14 protein-coding genes and 1 pseudogene are annotated in these 18,053 nt (G+C 56.9%); 9 read left to right on the top strand and 6 right to left on the bottom strand.

Annotated elements, in window-relative coordinates:
• Positions 1-36: 36 nt before the first annotated feature.
• From lgt to Abci_RS06890, 4 genes and pseudogenes are all read left to right on the top strand, one after another.
• Positions 37-885, top strand: a complete 849-nt coding sequence (gene lgt / locus Abci_RS06905) for a prolipoprotein diacylglyceryl transferase (protein ID WP_048838412.1) — start codon at positions 37-39, stop codon at positions 883-885.
• Positions 860-1,920 (top strand): annotated as a pseudogene (locus Abci_RS06900) (class I SAM-dependent methyltransferase). Before lgt ends, Abci_RS06900 begins: the two are co-directional and overlap by 26 nt.
• Positions 1,917-2,720 carry a peptidoglycan editing factor PgeF gene (pgeF, locus tag Abci_RS06895; RefSeq protein ID WP_048838410.1) on the top strand — a complete coding sequence of 268 codons (804 nt, stop codon included), beginning with the start codon at positions 1,917-1,919 and terminating at the stop codon, positions 2,718-2,720. The pseudogene Abci_RS06900 and the gene pgeF overlap by 4 nt, the downstream one beginning before the upstream one ends.
• Positions 2,720-3,661: a hypothetical protein gene (locus Abci_RS06890; RefSeq protein WP_048838409.1), complete on the top strand. Its 942-nt coding sequence runs from the start codon at positions 2,720-2,722 to the stop codon at positions 3,659-3,661. The genes pgeF and Abci_RS06890 overlap by 1 nt, the downstream gene beginning before the upstream one ends.
• A gap of 65 nt (positions 3,662-3,726) precedes the next feature.
• Here Abci_RS06890 and Abci_RS06885 read toward each other — a convergent pair whose 3' ends face one another.
• Complete coding sequence (locus Abci_RS06885; protein WP_052944797.1) at positions 3,727-5,160, bottom strand: lytic transglycosylase domain-containing protein; 1,434 nt, start codon at positions 5,158-5,160, stop codon at positions 3,727-3,729.
• Positions 5,161-5,358: 198 nt separating this feature from the next.
• On the opposite strand from Abci_RS06885, the gene Abci_RS06880 reads away from it, so the two are divergent.
• The 3 genes from Abci_RS06880 to Abci_RS06870 are packed head-to-tail and all read left to right on the top strand — an operon-like array spanning position 5,359 to position 7,463.
• On the top strand, positions 5,359-6,264 hold the full coding sequence (locus Abci_RS06880; RefSeq protein ID WP_048838408.1) for an ABC transporter permease: 906 nt from the start codon (positions 5,359-5,361) through the stop codon (positions 6,262-6,264).
• Positions 6,261-7,103: an ABC transporter ATP-binding protein gene (locus Abci_RS06875; RefSeq protein ID WP_048838407.1), complete on the top strand. Its 843-nt coding sequence runs from the start codon at positions 6,261-6,263 to the stop codon at positions 7,101-7,103. Before Abci_RS06880 ends, Abci_RS06875 begins: the two co-directional genes overlap by 4 nt.
• A 24-nt stretch (positions 7,104-7,127) precedes the next feature.
• A complete protein-coding gene (locus Abci_RS06870; RefSeq protein WP_048838406.1) occupies positions 7,128-7,463 on the top strand; it encodes a YnfA family protein in 336 nt (111 codons plus the stop codon).
• Between the two features lie 28 nt (positions 7,464-7,491).
• Here Abci_RS06870 and Abci_RS06865 read toward each other — a convergent pair whose 3' ends face one another.
• The 5 genes from Abci_RS06865 to Abci_RS06845 form a co-directional block, all read right to left on the bottom strand.
• Positions 7,492-8,847 (bottom strand): inorganic phosphate transporter, encoded by a 1,356-nt coding sequence (locus Abci_RS06865; RefSeq protein WP_048838405.1) that lies wholly within the window; start codon positions 8,845-8,847, stop codon positions 7,492-7,494.
• A gap of 250 nt (positions 8,848-9,097) precedes the next feature.
• Entirely contained in the window at positions 9,098-10,156 is a 1,059-nt protein-coding gene (locus Abci_RS06860) for a transporter (RefSeq protein WP_048838404.1), read from the bottom strand.
• 155 nt (positions 10,157-10,311) lie between these two features.
• The gene (locus Abci_RS06855) at positions 10,312-10,599 is read right to left on the bottom strand and encodes a hypothetical protein (RefSeq protein ID WP_048838403.1); all 288 of its coding nucleotides are present in this window, start codon (positions 10,597-10,599) and stop codon (positions 10,312-10,314) included.
• A 177-nt stretch (positions 10,600-10,776) separates the two neighbouring features.
• Positions 10,777-11,844, bottom strand: coding sequence for a histidinol-phosphate transaminase (gene hisC / locus Abci_RS06850; RefSeq protein WP_048838555.1), 1,068 nt, complete (start codon positions 11,842-11,844; stop codon positions 10,777-10,779).
• A gap of 124 nt (positions 11,845-11,968) precedes the next feature.
• Entirely contained in the window at positions 11,969-12,508 is a 540-nt protein-coding gene (locus tag Abci_RS06845; protein WP_048838402.1) for an ankyrin repeat domain-containing protein, read from the bottom strand.
• Between the two features lie 479 nt (positions 12,509-12,987).
• Between Abci_RS06845 and tkt the strand changes: the two genes are divergently transcribed.
• Together tkt and Abci_RS06835 are read left to right on the top strand one after the other, a co-directional pair.
• Positions 12,988-15,090 (top strand): transketolase, encoded by a 2,103-nt coding sequence (gene tkt / locus Abci_RS06840; RefSeq protein WP_048838401.1) that lies wholly within the window; start codon positions 12,988-12,990, stop codon positions 15,088-15,090.
• Positions 15,091-15,191: 101 nt separating this feature from the next.
• A complete protein-coding gene (locus tag Abci_RS06835) occupies positions 15,192-18,047 on the top strand; it encodes a bifunctional transaldolase/phosoglucose isomerase (RefSeq protein WP_048838400.1) in 2,856 nt (951 codons plus the stop codon).
• Positions 18,048-18,053: the final 6 nt, after the last annotated feature.

Here is an 18,053-nt window from a genome sequence, read left to right as displayed (position 1 = left end):
CTTCTCTGTCTCCTGCCTGACCGGATACCCCGCCCCATGCTGCCCGTTCTTCTTTTCCCTCAGTTTGACCCGGTGCTGGTGCATCTGGGGCCTTTGGTCTTCCGCTGGTATGCCCTCTCCTATATTGTCGGCATTGTGTTGGGCATTGCCCTGTTACGCAGGCTGGTTGTGCTGGCCCCCCGCGTATGCAGCCCGGAGCAGGCGGATGACTTTTTGGGGTGGGTTACAATGGGCGTGCTGCTTGGGGGCCGCCTGGGCTATGTGCTGTTCTACCAACCCGGATATTACCTGACACACCCGCTCAGTATGCTGGAAGTCTGGCATGGAGGGATGTCGTTTCATGGCGGCGCACTTGGTGTCATTATCGCCATGGCGCTGTTCTCTTGGCGCAATAAGCTCAATTTTCTGGCCTTTGCAGATCGTGGCACTGTAGCTGTTCCCATCGGGTTGGCACTGGGGCGCACGGCAAACTTCATTAATGGAGAGCTATGGGGGCGGGAAGCGCCCGCCAGCCTGCCATGGGCCATGATTTTCCCGGATGCGGGCAGCATACCCCGGCACCCCTCCCAGCTTTACGAAGCTTTGACGGAAGGCGTGCTGCTTTTTACCATCATGTTCATTGCCTCCCGCAAGCAGAGCATACGGGAGCGGCCCGGCTTTCTGGCGGGCCTTTTCCTGGCGGGCTACGGGTGTGCGCGTAGTTTTTGCGAATTCTTCCGTGAGCCGGACTCCTTTCTGGGCTTTCTGCCTGGAGGCATAACCATGGGGCAACTTCTGTGTGTTCCCATGATTATAGCGGGTGTAGCCCTTATGGTGCATGCACGCAGCAAACCGACCTATGCAGGCCTGCCTGAACCCGATGTCACACCAGCCCCTGCATCATAAAACTGATCCAGCCGTTCTGCCGGATGGCGCTGAGCGGCTGGACATTTTCATGGCCCGCGCCAACGCACAGTATTACGCCACCCATCCGCTCCTTTCGGACTTTGTGACGGCGCCGGAACTGTCTCAGGTGTTTGGGGAGTTGATAGGCGCCTGGGCCGTTGCTGTCTGGCAAAGCATGGGTTGCCCTTCCCCCTTCATTTTTGCAGAAGCCGGGCCAGGGCGCGGTACACTCATGGCGGATGCACTGCGCCTGATAACCCGCCTGGTACCAGACATGGCCGATGCCGCCCGTGTGCATCTGGTTGAAACATCGCCCCTCATGCGGCGGACACAGGCAGATGCCCTGCACCCTTACACCACTCCCCTCTGGCACAACCGCATTGAAGACCTGCCAGCCGGGCCAATGATTCTGCTGGCCAACGAGTTTCTGGACGCCTTACCCATCCGGCAGTTTGAGCATAGTCCGGCCGCAGGCTGGCAGGAGCGTTATGTGGCAAATGGCGCGTTCCATACCGTGCCCTGTAGCACCCCAAGCCTGCCAGATGGACGCACGTTTGAGGACACGGTGGTTGTTGAACTCTGCGAGCCAGCGCTTGCGATAGCCCGCTCATTAGGCCAGCGCTTCACCCATTCCCCCGGTGCGGCCCTGTTTTTGGACTACGGCCATTTCTCACAGTTAACAGGGGATTCCCTTCAGGCTCTGCGAAAGGGGCAGCCAACACCCCCGCTTGACACTCCAGGTGAGGCAGACCTGACAGCCCATGTGGATTTTACAGCCTTTGCCGCAGCCGCGCGCAAGGCAGGAGCAAAAGTCTGTGGCGCTGTCACACAAGGAGCATTTTTATGTGCTCTTGGGTTAATGGAACGCACTGAGCAACTTGCACGCAAGGCTCACCCAGAAGCAGCCGTTGCCTTGCGTCAGGCCGCGGACCGTCTGGCTGCGCCAGAGAGAATGGGGCATCTTTTCCGGGTTATGGCCCTGACATCGCCCTCTCTCCCAACGCCACCAGCTTTATGAAAGGACCCGCGGCATGACTCTCGACACAGGTAAAAATGGCTCCCTGCTCTCCCCGTTGACCAGCCCGCTGCTCACGCAGGCACGGCACGGCTTTTTTACGCGGGAAGGCGGCGTGTCCACTGGTCCTTATGCAAGCCTGAACTGTTCAACCCGGTCCGGTGACACCCCTGAAAACCTGACCGAAAACCGTGCCCGCGTTGCACAGTGGATGGGCGTTTCAGCCTCGTCTTTACTGGGGGTCACGCAGGTGCATGGTGCCCACGTCATCACAGCCCAGACCCCTTGGCCAGCCGGGAGCGGCGGTGAGGCAGATGCCATGGTTACAACCAATCCGGATATTGCCCTTGGCACCATTACCGCAGATTGCGCGCCTGTTCTTTTTGCCTCCACAGATGGGCGTGTGGTTGGTGCTGCGCATGCGGGTTGGCGGGGGGCTTTGGCCGGTGTTCTTGAAGCAACCCTACAGGCCATGCAGGCACTTGGCGCAGAAACCAAAGACATACAGGCTGTCGTAGGCCCCTGCATTGCACAGGAAAGCTACGAAACCGGCGAAGACATGCGGTCTGCCATTACATCTGCCTACCCACAGGCTGCACAATTTTTTGCCCCCGGCCAACGGCCCGGCCATTTTCAGTTTGATCTTGCTGGCTGGTGTGTATTTCGCCTCCAGCACGCAGGTGTAGGGCGGGCTGCGGCTCTGGGCGTTGATACCCTTACGGACGACAAACGCTTTTTCAGCCACCGCAGACGCACCTTGGCCGGTGGCGGCCCCATTGGGCACCAGATTTCAGTTATTGCACCCGGAGTGAACCACTAATGCTGCGTTCCCTACGCCACGCCTGCCTCCCGTTTTCAGCACTTTTTCTGCTGGCAGGCTGCATTGACGTGCCACATCCTTTCTCCAACCCCGGCAAGGCTGCCAAGGAATTAGCGGGTAATGCCCCTCCTGCGCGGCTGGATGTCCCAACCCCAACGGAGGCCCTGCTCCCACAGGCAGGTGCGCAACTCTGGTCCAAAGCTGTGGCGGAGGAATTGTTGCAGCAGACCATTCCTGCCATGGCCCAGCCTGTGCGCCCTGGCGACTGGTGGCTGAAGATGCGGGCTAAAATGCAGGGGGATCAGGTTATTCCGGTTTACATGGTCATGACCCCCAAAAACACCATCCGCGCCACGCAGGAAGGCACACCCGTTCCAGCCGCCCTCTGGTCAGCCGCAGATGCACAAACACTGCATACCGTAGCGCTGGATGCTGCACCCCGTATTACGTCTGTCCTGACCGGTATTCAGGCGGATGACATGGAAAAAGACCCCAAGAGCCTGAAGCACCGGGCCGCACGCGTTTATTTCACAGGGGTTGAGGGCGCACCGGGGGACGGCAATATTTCTCTGGCGCGGGCATTTGTCACATGGTTCAGCAAAACACCAGATGCCATACAGAACACGTCTGAAAACGCAGATTATATCGTAACCGGCAAGGTTAAGCTTTCACCTGGCCCGGTTGGCACCACCCATCACCCACAGGAACATATTGAGATTGTGTGGCGTGTAACGGACAAAGCCGGGAAAGAGGCCGGAGCCGCAACGCAGCTCCATGATATTGAGGCCCATTCGCTCGACCATTATTGGGGGGATGTTGCCGTGGTAGCAGCGCAGGAAGCAGCGGCGGCGGTCGATCAGATTATTGACCGGTATTCCGGTCGGGAAAACGCACCATTGGCAGACGGCACCGCACCAGCAGAAAAAGCAAAAGCCAAATAAAAGGCTGCATTTACAAAAAAAAGGCGCTCGAAGCGCCTTTTTTTATAGGGTGTTATCCCCAACCATCAGGACTGAGAGGTTGGTGACACCACAACACACCCACTCAGGCTACGGCATGCGGCAACTGCATCATCATGAGACAGATTGGTTAGGCGCGCCCTGTACAGGCGGCTCTTTTTAACCTGCACGGTAGCCACCTGCGCCTTAGCGCCAGATAATGCACTACTTGCTTTTGTTTTAGCGTGCCCAGTCGCCTGTTGAGCGAGTGAGGCAGACCCAAAAGCTCCAACCTGAATGGCCCAGTTTTTAGGAGTATTGGCTCTCACCCGGCTGCTCTGCAACGGTGCAGGCTCAGCCATTGCTGGCGAGACAAACCGCAAATGACGGCTGGCTGGCTGCGTAACCGGGGCCGTTTGTTGCGGCGTTGTAACCGCTGCAACGCGCAGCACTGGGGCATTGGCGGACGTTACAGCATCATCAGAAGACGAGGTGTCCTCAGTCGGGTTGGGTATGGGGTCTGAGGAATCAACTGCCTGCGCAACCTGTACAGGAGCGGAAGCGGCAGACTCTGTTTGCCCATCGGCTGCAAGGCGTTTGGCCCAAACAGAACTGACATCGTTGCGCGCTGTTGTGGTGGCCGTATTACGCGCCAGCGGGTGCCAGTCAGCACCATAAGTCGAACTGCCACCCCCAACTGTTGCACTGGCGCTGGCCACCTGCACAGGTTGCGTTGCCGTGGCCCCTGCTGAACGGTTTGCCCAGGCGGTGCTTACTGCACTGGTAGCGCTGTTCGTCAGAATGGGTTGATAAGACTGTGCCATGGAATCATGGCTGGCTACCAGGATATCCGCCTGTGACCTGTTAGCCGGAGAGATACCAACTATCTTGCGGCCAATTGCCGCCACATAATTACGTGTCTCACGCGGCAGAATACGGTTGCGGGTAATAAAGTCTTCCAGCCTGCCCGGCCCGGCATTGTAAGCCGCCAGAAAACCGGGAGAGCCGTAAGTATCATACATCTGCCGCAGATACGCGGTGCCCGCCATGATGTTATCATGCGGCTCGTAAGCATCTGAGCCAAGATTGTAGGCAGCGCGCATTTCGTCATAGGTCGGCGGCATAAGCTGCATCAAACCCATAGCGCCGGGCGCAGACGTGACAAAGCTGCCATTATGGAACAGCCTGCCACCTGATTCCTGCTGCATGACGGCACGCACCCAGACTTCCGGCACGTCAAAGCGCTTTGCGGCCTCCTGAATGTAAGGGCCCCACGGATCTTCCGGCGGGCCAGGCGGTGCATAATAAGAGCGGGCATGGGCACGGTACTGCGCGGCTTCTTCTGCCACAGGAACCGACGGGCCTGTCTGGGGTTGTCCCGCACAGGCCGCTAACAGCCCAAGCAACCCCAACACAGGGGTCGTACGCACGGCACGACGCACCACCGCACGCCCTGATGATGCTGAAACAGTCAGAATTTGGATTTTGAGCCCGCTTATCATGGCTTGCATACGCCCTGCCCTGAAGACGAGGAGTACCCATACCGGACGGACCGGAAGTGCTCCTGAGAGTCTGTGGTAAGAAAATCTTTTAAATATCTATAACGCCAGCCTTTGCCATGCAACATGAACCGGCTTGCTCCTGCTACTCCGCAAGACAAACTGTTGCGGCTAAAAGCCTGATCGGATAGGCGAGAGAACATGACCCTGAACACTCCCGCTGCTGAGCCCACTTTTACGTCTGGCGTTCTGCTGGCTTCAACACCACGCTCAAACGGTGCTGGCCCAAACCCACCTGCCACAGCGCGCAAGCTTAAATCCCGATTCGGAATGGCCGTGCAGGACATTGCGGACTCGTTCAAGCTCTGGCGGTTGGCCACCAGACTTGGGTGGCTGGATGTACGGCTACAGTTCAGTGGTTCCACGCTCGGCCCCTTTTGGCTCACGCTTACAACGGCAATCATGGTCGCCGCGATGGGCATGATCTATTCGCAGCTTTTTCATCTGGCCCTTAAAGACTATTTACCCTACCTCTCAATTTCGATGATTCTGTGGCAGAATGGGCTTTCCTCTCTTGTGCAGGAAAGCTGCTCTACCTTCACGCGGGCGGCAGACAGTATTCGCTCTGTCACAATGCCCTATACGGTACAGGCCCTGCGCACCACCATCCGGTGCAGTCTGGTTCTGGGGTACACCGTTATTGTGCCACTGGTGGTTTTTATTCTTTTTGGTTTGTGGCCAGGAAGTGTTGTGCTTCTTGCCTTGCCCGCCGTAGCGCTGTGGCTTTTCAACAGCATGGCATGGTGCCTGCTATTGGGAACTGTCTGTGCCCGTTTCCGTGATGTACCGCCTATTGTCGGCAGTATTTTGCAGATCCTGTTTTACGTAACCCCCATCATCTGGGAACCAAAGCAGCTGAAAGATGGCGCGTGGTGGCTCTACCTCAACCCGTTTTACTCCTTGTTTGAAATTGTACGCCGCCCTTTTCTGGGGCAGGTACCAACGGGAACAGCCTGGGCCATCGCTCTGGGGTTTAGCGCCACGTTAGGTGTCATCGCTTTTGTGTCGTTCGCCCGGTCCCGTAGCAGACTGGCGTTCTGGGTATGAGCATGTCTTCTCCCCCCCCCGCACAGGCAGAACATAACATCCGCTCCAGCATTGATATTGAGAGTTTTTCTCTCTCCTTCCCCATTTTTCATGGGGGGGCACGCTCCCTCAAGAAGATGCTGCTCAAGCGCGGCCGATCTTTTCTGGCACCCGCTGACAAAAACCGGACGGGCGGCGAGGTTACACTCTCCAAAGCAGAAAACGGCATTGTAGAAGTTCAGGCCCTTAACGATATTTCTCTGCATATTGAGACCGGAGAACGTGTGGGGCTGATTGGGCATAACGGGGCCGGTAAATCGACGCTGCTCCGGGTTATGGCGGGCATTTACATGCCGGATGCCCCCAATGTGCATATTCAGGGGCAGGTTGCGACCCTGCTGGATGTGAATGCGGGCATGAGCGAAGAGCTGACAGGGCGTGAAAATATTGCTCTTGTCGGGCTGCATAAGGGGTTAACCCCACACCAGATTGAACAACTGGAAAAAGACGTTGAGGCCTTTGCCCAACTGGAAGAATTTCTGGACCTACCCGTCAGGCTTTATTCCAGCGGCATGAGAGTACGGCTGGGCTTCGGTCTGGCAACAGCCATCACCCCACAAATTCTCCTTATGGATGAGTGGTTTATGGCTGGCGATGCGCATTTTCAGGAAAGAGCGGCAGAACGCCTCCACGCTGTCGTAGGGGGCACGGATATTCTGGTCATTACGTCCCACGCGCTCAGCATACTGGAAACGTGGTGCAACAGGTTGATCTGGATGGAAGGTGGCCGTGTGCATATGGACGGGCCAACAGATGAGGTTCTGGCTGCTTACCGCGCCGCCACAGGCACAGACGAGTAGTCCCCTTACAGACGAGCACTGCTTATGCTGCTTCTCAAACCTCTGGTTATTTATATTCTGGCAGGCTTTGCGGAAATAGCAGGCTGTTTTGCTGCGTGGCTCTGGCTGAAAGACGGAAAATCAGCCTGGTTGCTTCTGCCGGGGCTGTGCAGTCTTGCACTCTTTGCCCTGCTGCTGACCCGCATTGATGCTGATAGCGCTGGCCGGGCTTACGCTGCCTATGGCGGCGTTTATATTACGGCATCCCTACTCTGGATGCGTCTGGTAGAAGGCCGCTCCCCCGATAAGTGGGAACTCTGTGGAGCGGCCATTTGCCTTGTGGGGGCGTTCGTTATTCTGCTGGCACCCAGAAGCCCCTGAAAACGGTCCTTCCGGGTGCCAGTCTTCTTTACATGCTCATGACATAAAACAGGCATGCGCCAATTGTTACGGTAATGGGCAGAGTGAACACCCAGGCCAGTGCGATTTTGGTTAGCATGGCCGGATTAATGCCACTTCCAGACCCAATCATGGTGCCCGCAATACCTGCGGTAATGATGTGAGTGGTGGACACAGGCAGACCCGTGTAACCCGCAGTTGCAATAAGCCCTGCGCCTACCAGTTCGGCCGATGCACCCTGAGCGGGTGTCAGATGGGTGTTACCAATCTTTTCACCCAGCGTATGCACGATACGCTTATACCCCACCATGGTACCAATACCCAGGCAAAGAGCGCTCAGAAGACGGACCCACCATGGTGCATATTCCACAGTCGGGCGAAGGACGCCGCTGATGGTTTTGGCTGTCTTCTTTTCTTCAGCCGTTGCCTCCGGGTTGGAGGCTACAGCCTTCAGGCCAGCAATGACTTCGTAAATGTCAGCGCGCAGCATGGAGGGCACAACCTTTGTAGGGTCTGTGCTCTGCAAGCGTGCAACGGATGCCACAGCTTCGTCCCGCAGGCCGTCATGATCGTACTTGTCGATCAAGGGGGCGGCGATCACAGCTTGCGGTGCAATCTGGGCAATGTGGGGTGCTGCATTGGGGCTAAGGGCAAAAGTTGCCGGAAGAATACCAATGATGGTCAGCATAATCAGGCCGATGCTCTTCTGCCCATCGTTACTGCCGTGGGAAAAGCTCACGCCTGTGCAGGTCATGATAAGCAGGCCACGTACAAATTTATGCGGAGGCTTTTCACCCTGTGGCGGCTGATACAATTCTGGGTCTTTGATGAAAATTTTCATCAGGGTGTACAGAATCCCTGCACCAATGAGGCCTAGAAGAGGAGAAATGGCCAGCGTGGTCAGAACTTTCCAAACCTGAGACCAGTCAACGCTGTTCCCGATTGACCGCGTATGTAAAAAGGCATCCCCCACAGCAACACCAATAAGGGCCCCGATCACGCAATGTGAGCTGGAATTGGGAATACCAAACCACCAGGTAAACAGGTTCCACGCCAGTGCTGTGCCAAACAGGGCTATCAGCATTGGAACGGCAGGGTCCCCGTTTGGTGGAGAGAGAACATCCGCTGGCAGCAATTCAACAAGGCCATATGCCACGCTGATACCGCCTGCCAGAACCCCTACAAAGTTCATGAAGCCGGACAGCAGCACGGCAACTTTGGGCTTGAGGGAATGAGTATAAATAACAGTGGCAACTGCGTTAGCGGTATCGTGAAAACCATTCACGAATTCAAAAACGCATACCAGCAAAAAGCAGACGGCCAGCGCGAGCAAAGACATCGCTGAATAAGGAGCAAAATGCAGCATGTGGGACCATAACAAAAGTTAAGACCCCCGTATTAAGCGCGTAAGCTGGCAAAAATCATCAGCCGCAAAAGGTATTTCATAAAAGATTAACGCTTGGTCTGCGCAACTTTTCTTCGTGCACGCTCTTCGCGAGCAGAAGACTTTCTTCTAATTACCTGTTTTGAAACTTCTGTTTGGCGCCAGGCTACCAAAGCCAGTGGGCGCACTTACCCAGGAGCGGCCAAGAGCCCAACACCTGTAGAATCGTGTTTTACAGAAGCTTGGTCAACTTCAGGACAAACCATGTCCCAAGCATGATGATGAAGCAGAAGCCCCCGGCTTCCACCGTGCCCCACGATCCATCAGTCAGAAACATGCCCCCCGTGTTCATACCGAAAAAACCGGTCACGAACGTTGCGGGCAGCATAAGAGTTGTACCAACGGACACGATATACAGTCGTCTGTTTGTTTCTTCCGCCTGATTGGACGTGAGTTCATCCTGCAGGGACCGCGCGCGGTCCTGAAGGGCCAAAAGGTCATCCAATGCAGCATGGACCTGCCGCTGCGAGCGGTCACGCAGGTCATCTTCTGCCCATTCAGGCAGTTCCAGTTCTTCATCCCGGAAGATACGGTCCACAGGAGCCAAGACACGCCGCAATTCCGTTGAGCGCCGGCGTACAACACCAAGCAAGCTGCTCATGCGGCCAAGATCTGTATCCCGGTCAAGCATCAGCAGCACGTCTTCAGCCCGATCAAGCTGGTCATCCAGACGGGCAAAGTCACGGCGCAGGGTGTCCGCAAATTCCAGCAAAGCCCGGTCAACCAGCTTGGCCGGAGAGCGCGGAATAAGGCCGCGCTGAAGCTCGTGAAACACCACACCCAACGCCGGGATGGGGTGCCTGCGGGTTGTCACCAGCAGGTCAGGCTGCAAGGCAAAGCGCCATGTGCTGACATTGCGGTCATCGTCGGTCGTGGTGTCGTCAAAGGCGGGCAGCGCACCGAATACCGTTTCGTCTTCATTATCCAGACGAATGCTGCGTTCCAGATTGGTCAGAACCTGCCGGACTTCTTCTGGCAGCGAGGGGATGCTTTCAATCTGTGCGCGGGAGAGGGTGTGCACAATATCAAAGTGCAGCCACGCCCAGCCTTCCATATCAGCATAAGGCTGCGGGAAGACGCCTGTCGCAAGACGTTGCATGACAACATCCCGCTCAAGTTCAATCGGTTCATGTCCTGTGCGGCAGAAAATGGCCCAGATCAGGCCATCCCGCAAAAGCGTGCCGCCTTCAGAAACAAGATCCGGCATGGTGGATGAGGTGGTTCCGGCCATCACTCAACTCCCTGCTGTCCGAAATGACGACCCAAAATTGAAAGGTCTGACAGGCGTTACCATAGGCGCGGCACCACACTGTCAGGCCTTGTAGATTCGCCCGCTACATATCACGGGTGATGGATGTTACAAACTCCTACCTGCGCACGCGGCACTTAGCGTGAACGCATAGGGCGGCGTGCCTGCCCTGCCGGTGCTCCCCCTGCACGTGCTGCACCCGTGCGTGCTTCAGTAGGTTTCTGGCCGCTTTTAAGGGCCGGGGCGGCTGTAACTTCTGCTTCCAGTTGGGCAATCCGTTTCCGCACACTGTCCCGCAATGCGGGGGATGTGTGGGACTTCATGCTAGCCAGAGTTTCTTTCAGGTCCCGCAATTGCTTCTGTTTTTCAGCCAGATTGCGGCGAATAGGCTGGTTGTCAGAAAGCTGACCATGAAATGCCCGCATGAGATTGACTCCCTCTCTCAAAAACTTTCGGCAATGCAGCAGCACTTGCCAGAAAGCACATAAAAATAGGCCCCCTGTCTGCGTGGCAGGCAAGGGACAAGTGTCACCCTGAATATTGATGCAAAGTCCACGCACTTTCCCCACCCGGCAAAACACTGGGTGGAAGAGCGTGGAGGTTCAGCTGTTGCGGTGCAGGATGTCCCGCAGGGCTGAGAGCAGCATGTTGCACTGCGGGTCGGTTCCGACCGTTATACGCAGCCATGAAGACGTACGCTCACCCCGCAGATGCCGAACAATAATGGCGCGCTCCCGCAGGCTGGCGGCCAGTTGTGCTGCATCGCGGTCAGCGTGCCGAGCATATACAAAATTGGCCTGAGATGGCAATACCTCGAAACCCAGCCCCGTTAAGCCAGCGGACAGCATGGTGCGGGAAGAGATAACTTTTTCAATGCCTTGACGGAACCAGGCTTCATCCTGCACGGCAGCCGTAGCCCCTGCCTGCGCGATACGATCCAGCGGGTAGGAATTGAAGCTGTCCTTTACCCGCACAAGGCCTTCAATCAGCTCAGGCTGGGCGTACGCAAAGCCCACGCGTGCGCCAGCCAAGGCGCGGGACTTGGAGAAAGTTTGCACGACCAGCAGGTTAGAGTGGTCTTTCACCAAAGACACGACGCTTTCGGCTCCAAAATCGACATAGGCCTCATCCACCAGCACCACGCGGTCAGGGTGCATGGCAAGCAGACGTTTGATGGCATCCAGCCCTACGGCTGTACCTGTCGGGGCATTGGGGTTGGCTATCACTACGCCGCTACAGGGGGCTGTGAAATCTTCCACCTGCACAGCCATATTTTCTGTCAGGGGCACCAGCCGGTACGGCAGGTCATACAGGCCGCAATAAACTTTATAAAAACTGTAAGTGACATCAGAGAACAGCAGCGGGTCACCGTGGTTGAAGAAAGCCTGAAAGGCATGTGCCAGCACTTCATCTGACCCATTGCCAACAAAGACGTTCTCAGCCGTCAGCCCAACACGCTCTGCCAGTGCGGTGCGCAGGGCAAGCGCGGTTGGGTCCGGATAGAGGCGCAGTGTGTCATCCGCAGCGGCACGCATGGCGTCCAGCGCGCGGGGGGACGGACCGTAGGGAAACTCGTTCGTATTGAGCTTGATAAGGTCCGCCATCTTGGGCTGCTCCCCTGGCACGTAGGGGGTAAGACGGTGAACGAGGGGGCTCCAGAAACGGCTCATGTGACTATCCGCGCAGAAAAAAACAGGCGGCACAACACGGTTGGCCGCCTTTGTTCCCTTAGCGTAAGGCACTAGTCGGAAAAAGCCCAGCCACCCTTGAGTCTATATTTCTGACTGGCCGCCTTCAGCTTGCGGCCATATCCTGCATGGCGGCCGCTAAAACCGTGTTGCCTTGGCGCTGTGCCAGATCAAGCGCACTCAGCCCCTCTCCATCCCGCCGGGTGGGATTGGCACCGGCTTTAAGAAGAAAGCGTGCCATATCATCACGCCCGAACATGACAGCAAACATAAGCGGGGTGCGGCCTACGCCATTGGCGACATCCACCCCTGCCCCAGCTTCCAGCAGAACATGCGCGATGGGCAGGAAGCCCTTAAAAGCCACCCCGGCCAGAGCAGTAGCCCCTTTATCATCCTGCAAATCCGGGTTTGCGCCATGCTTCAGCAAGGTAGCAACGGCTTCAACATGCCCATTATAAGAGGCCAGAATGAGGGGGGTATAACCTTTTTCAGCGCGCAGATCCGGGCTCATTCCTGCTTCCAGAAAACTGGTGAGTAGATCTGCCTCCCCGTCACGGGCGGCATTCATGAACAAGGCTTCAATCTGCTGTGGCGTAAAATCGCCAGCAGGTGCCTGTGTTGTGTCCTGATTGGGGTTTACTGTCATAGGGCCACACTCCGGGCATCTGGTGGGTTACTGGCACGGCACGGTCTATGGGGCTTAGTCTGCGCCCTCCTCGTCCCGTTATGTCTGTCATAGCGCAAACGCAGCAGACTGTGCAGCGTTTCTCTCTTTTCCAGCCGACCACAGGCAACATGTCCGCCAGGGAACCACATCACGGGTATGTGAAAGGGTGGATTACGCTCCCTTCCCGCCACCAAACGTTCGTATGACCACAAACACATTATAAAGGCCTAAGGGCAGGACGGGAGTGCTGCGGGACAAAGGCTGATGGCAGCATTATGCCCTTGTTATAAAAGATCCCGCGCCTGCGGCGCCGTCTTCTCTTGCCGAGTAGTCCCTGAGCGTGTGATTGTGCGCTTGCGGCGGAGCTTACAGGGTATTTGGGCAAAAACAGCCCTGTTTGCCGTGCCTTTGGCTATTTTTGCGGGCCACTTAACGCCCATTTTGGAGGACAGGTCAGTATGCGCGCCTTATTTCCCACCCCTCTCCGCGCACCGCACGGTGCGGAAGCTGGCGGGACGGCCACTCTCGATACCCTGTGTATCAATACCATCCGCACCCTTTCCATGGATGGCGTGCAGAAAGCCAACTCCGGCCACCCCGGCACCGCCATGGCGCTGGCACCGGTTGCCTATACGCTGTGGCAGGATGTGCTGAATTACGACCCGGCAGACCCGCTCTGGCCTAATCGTGACCGGTTTGTGCTGTCCATCGGTCATGCCTCCATGCTGATCTATTCCCTGATTTATCTGGCTGGTGTGCGTCAGGTTACACAGGGCAAGGTGACAAACGCTCCTGCCCTGACACTGGAAGACCTCCAGCAGTTCCGCCAGTTTGACTCCAAAACCCCCGGCCACCCGGAATATGGGCACACCACAGGCGTTGAAACCACAACCGGCCCACTGGGTCAGGGCTGTGGCAATTCAGTAGGCATGGCCATGGCCGAAAAATGGCTAGCCGCACGCTACAACAAACCGGGTTTTGAGCTGTTCAACCACCATGTTTACACCCTGTGCGGGGACGGTGACATGATGGAAGGTATCTCTGGTGAAGCTGCCTCTACCGCCGGGCACCTCAAACTGGGCAACCTTGTCTGGATGTATGATGCAAACCGCATCTCCATTGAAGGTTCCACCGATATTGCCCTGACAGAAAACGTGGCCGAGCGTTTTGCTGCCTATGGCTGGCAGGTGCTGGAACTGGCAGATGCCAACGACACAGCAGCCCTGAAAGACCTTCTGGCTCAGGCCAAGGCGGACACAACACGCCCCACCTTTATTCTGGTCCGTTCCGTGATTGCGTGGGGTGCACCCACCAAGGCTGGCACTGCTGCCGCCCACGGTGAACCTTTGGGCGATGCTGAAATTCAGGCCACCAAAAAAGCCTATGGCTGGCCGGAAGACAAAAGCTTTTATGTGCCGGAAGGCGTACAGGCCCACATGCAGGACGGCCTTGGTGCCCGCGGCGCCAAAGCCCGTGCTGAGTGGGAAAAGCTGTTTGCATCCTACCGGGCGCAGTACCCTGAGCAGGCGGCTGAACTGGACGCCATATTCAGTGGCACGCTGCCAGAAGGTTGGGATTCAGCTATCCCGACCTATGAAGCCAGCGAAAAAGGCATTGCGTCCCGCGCAAGCTCAGGTGAAGTGCTGAATGCGGTCGCCAGCAAGTTGCCTTGGCTTCTGGGCGGCTCTGCTGACCTTGCCCCGTCCACCAAAACCCTGCTGAAAGGCGAAGAAAGCTTCCAGCCGAAGGAATGGAACGGCTCTTACGCTGGTCGTAACTTCCACTTTGGTGTGCGCGAACACGCCATGGGGGCCATTGTTAACGGCATGGCGCTGTATGGCCTACGCCCATTCTGCGCTGGCTTCCTGATCTTTTCTGATTACATGAAGGCGCCCATCCGTCTGGCAGCCCTTATGCAGCAGCCAGTAACGTACATCTTTACGCATGACTCCATTGGCGTAGGTGAAGACGGCCCAACCCATCAGCCAATCGAACAGCTGGTGCAGTTGCGGGCCACACCGGGCATGACAACCATACGCCCCGGTGACGCCAACGAAGTTGCTGAAGCGTGGCGCTTCCTTATTGCCAAGCAGGACGGCCCTGTAGCACTGGCGCTCAGCCGCCAGAACCTGCCTACGCTGGACCGCAACCGCTATGCTCCTGCATCTGGCGTGGCAAAAGGGGCCTACGTTCTGGCAGATAGCAAAGAGACCCCCAAGGTTATCCTCATTGCCTCCGGCAGTGAACTGTCTCTGGCTGTCTCCGCTTACGAAGCCCTGAGCGCTGACGGCATTCCCGCCCGCGTTGTGTCCATGCCAAGTTGGGAACTGTTTGAAGCACAGCCCCAGTCCTACCGTGACAATGTGCTGCCCCCTGCCATTACAGGCCGTGTTGTTATTGAAGCTGCCTCCGCCATTGGCTGGGACCGCTATGCTGGCCTGACAGGCGACATTATTGCCATGCGTGGTTTTGGTGCCTCTGCGCCAGCAGCCAAGCTGATGACAAAATTTGGCTTTACACCAGAAGCCGTACTGGAAGCAGCCCGCCGCCAGGCTGGCTGAGTTTACGGTACGGTATCTCACTGGTTGTTTTTGCACTTACCCTAATAGAGCACAGCCGCCCCTTACTCCGGGGCGGCTCCACACTAAAAAGGACATCATGTATGACCGCGTCACACAGCAAAGGGGCTAACCCGGTACAGGCTCTTGCTTCAGTCCAGCAGTCTCCGTGGCTTGATTTCATTCGTCGCTCCTTTGTTGAAGATGGGTCTCTGGCACGCCTTGTTGCGGAAGATGACGTACGCGGCGTGACCTCCAACCCCGCCATTTTTCAGAAAGCCATGGGTGAAGGCACTGAATATGACGCACAGATGACGTCCATTCTGGCGCATGAAATTGTATCCCCCGGCACGCTGTATGAAAAACTGGCGGTGCATGACATTCAAAAAGCCGCTCATGTTCTGGCCCCTGTGTACAAGGCCACCGATGCAAAAGACGGCTTCGTAAGCCTTGAAGTTTCTCCCTATCTGGCGCGGGACGAAAAAGGCACGGCACACGAGGCAGCACGCCTGTGGGCCGATGTAGCCGAACCTAACCTGATGATTAAAATTCCGGCCACACCGGAAAGCATTCCCGCCATCCGCCAGACCCTTGCTGCGGGCATTAACGTCAACGTCACGCTGATTTTTGCGCTCTCCGCCTACAAAGCGGTGGTGGAAGCGTGGCTGTCCGGGTTGGAAGACCTGCACAAAAAAGGCGGTGACCTCTCCCGCGTTGCGTCCGTGGCCTCTTTTTTCGTCAGCCGCATAGATGGCAAAATTGACGCTGAAATTGACCGTCGCATCCAGGCTGGTGACAAGGACGCAAAAGCCCTTGCCGCCGTGCGGGGCAAGGTGGCCATTGCCAATGCCAAGCTGGCTTATGTTTATTGGCAGGACGTTATTCAGACCCCCCGCTGGAAAGCCCTTGAAGCCGCAGGTGCACAGCCCCAGCGCCTGCTTTGGGCCTCCACCGGCACCAAGGACAAAGCCTATAGCGATGTGCTGTATGTTGACAGCCTGATTGGCCCACACACCGTCAACACGGTGCCCCCCGCAACGCTGGATGCGTTCCGTGACCACGGTACAGTTGCTGAAACCCTGACTGCCGGTGTGGACGAAGCCCGTCATGTTCTGGCTGAAGCAGAACGCCTTGGCCTGAACCTTGAGGGTGTTACCAACATATTGCTGGACGAGGGTGTTACCTCGTTTGAGCAGGCCTTTGATACACTGCTTGGGTCCGTTGCCGCGAAACAGACAGCACTGCTGGGCAACAAGCTGACCAGCACCAAAACCGCCCTGCCTGCAGACCTTGACGCTGCCGTCCAGAAAGGGCTGGAAGAATGGCGTAAAGTCGGCACCATCCGTAAACTCTGGGCAAAAGATGCCTCTGTCTGGACCAATGGGCCAGAAGCCAAATGGCTAAAATGGCTGGACATCGTTGACGACCGTATGACCCATCTGGCCGAGCTTGAAAGCTTTCAGGCAGACGTCAAAGCCCGTGGCTTCAAGCAGGTTCTGCTTATGGGCATGGGGGGGTCCAGCCTTGGCCCGGAAGTGCTGGCAGAAACCTTTGGCAAGCATGAAGGCTTTGGCCACCTGTATGTGCTGGACAGCACGGACCCACAGCAGGTTGCAACTTACGCCAAGAAGATAGACCCGGCACACACGCTCTTTATCGTGGCGTCAAAATCTGGCGGCACACTTGAGCCAAACATCATGCTGGCCTATTTCCATGACCTCGCGCAAAAGGCGCTGGGCGAGCAAGCTGGCTCTCATTTTGTGGCCATTACGGACCCCGGCTCCAAGCTGGAAGCCCACGCTAAAAAGAGCGGTTTCTGGAAAATTTTTGCTGGCGAACCTGAAATTGGTGGCCGCTTCTCCGTTCTGTCCAACTTTGGTCTGGTCCCTGCTGCTGCCTCTGGCATTGCCCTCAAGCCCTTCCTTGAAGATGCCCTGCGTGGCGTTCGGGCTGCGGATGCCAGTGTACCGCCAGCAGAAAACCCTGCCGTTCTGCTGGGCACCATCATGGGCGTTGCAGCCACCCAGTTCGGCCGTGACAAACTGACTGTTATTGCCACTCCCCAGATTGCCGACTTTGGTGCCTGGATGGAGCAGCTTGTGGCGGAATCCACAGGCAAGCACGGCAAAGGCATCATCCCGATTGATGATGAAACGCTGGGTGGGCCTAAGCGCTATGGCGCGGACCGTCTGTTCGTTTACCTGCGTCTGGCTCCTGAACATCGGCACGAGCAGGATGAAGCTGTTTCCACACTCATTGAGGCTGGCCAGCCTGTCGTGACCATTACGCTGCACACCACACGCCAGATTGCGCAGGAATTCTTCCGCTGGGAACTGGCAACTGCCGTAGCTGGTGCCTTCCTTGGGATTGACCCGTTTGATCAGCCTGACGTTGAAGCCAGCAAGATCGAAACCCGCAAACTGACGGACGCCTACAACACAACCGGTAGCCTGCCAGCGGAAACTCCTTTTGCGGAATTTGGCCCGTTTGCATTTTTTGCAGACAAGAAAAACGCTGCGGCTCTGAAAGGGGATAGCGCTGAAGCTGTGCTCAAGGCGCATTTTGACCGTGTTAAAGCCGGCGATTATGTAGGCCTGCTGGCCTATATTGAGCGCGATACCGCAACCCGCGAATGGATCCAACATACCCGCCTGAAAATTCGGGATGCCAAAACCATTGCCACGGCAGCGGAATTTGGGCCGCGCTTCCTCCACTCCACAGGTCAGGCCTATAAGGGCGGTCCGGATAGTGGTGTTTTCCTGCAAATTACGGCAGATGATGCGCACGACCTGCCTGTGCCGGGTGCCAACTACTCCTTCGGGGTAGTGAAGGCCGCACAGGCACGCGGAGACTTTGACGTACTGGCCGAACGTGGCCGCCGCGCCCTGCGCGTGCACATTCGCGGTGAGCTGAAAGCCGGGCTTGCTGCTCTGGCTCAGGCCATACACGCCGCAGTGTGATAACCA

Source organism: Acetobacter cibinongensis, assembly GCF_000963925.1.
Lineage (GTDB): Bacteria > Pseudomonadota > Alphaproteobacteria > Acetobacterales > Acetobacteraceae > Acetobacter > Acetobacter cibinongensis.
This window is presented reverse-complemented; position numbering and strand designations above follow the sequence as displayed.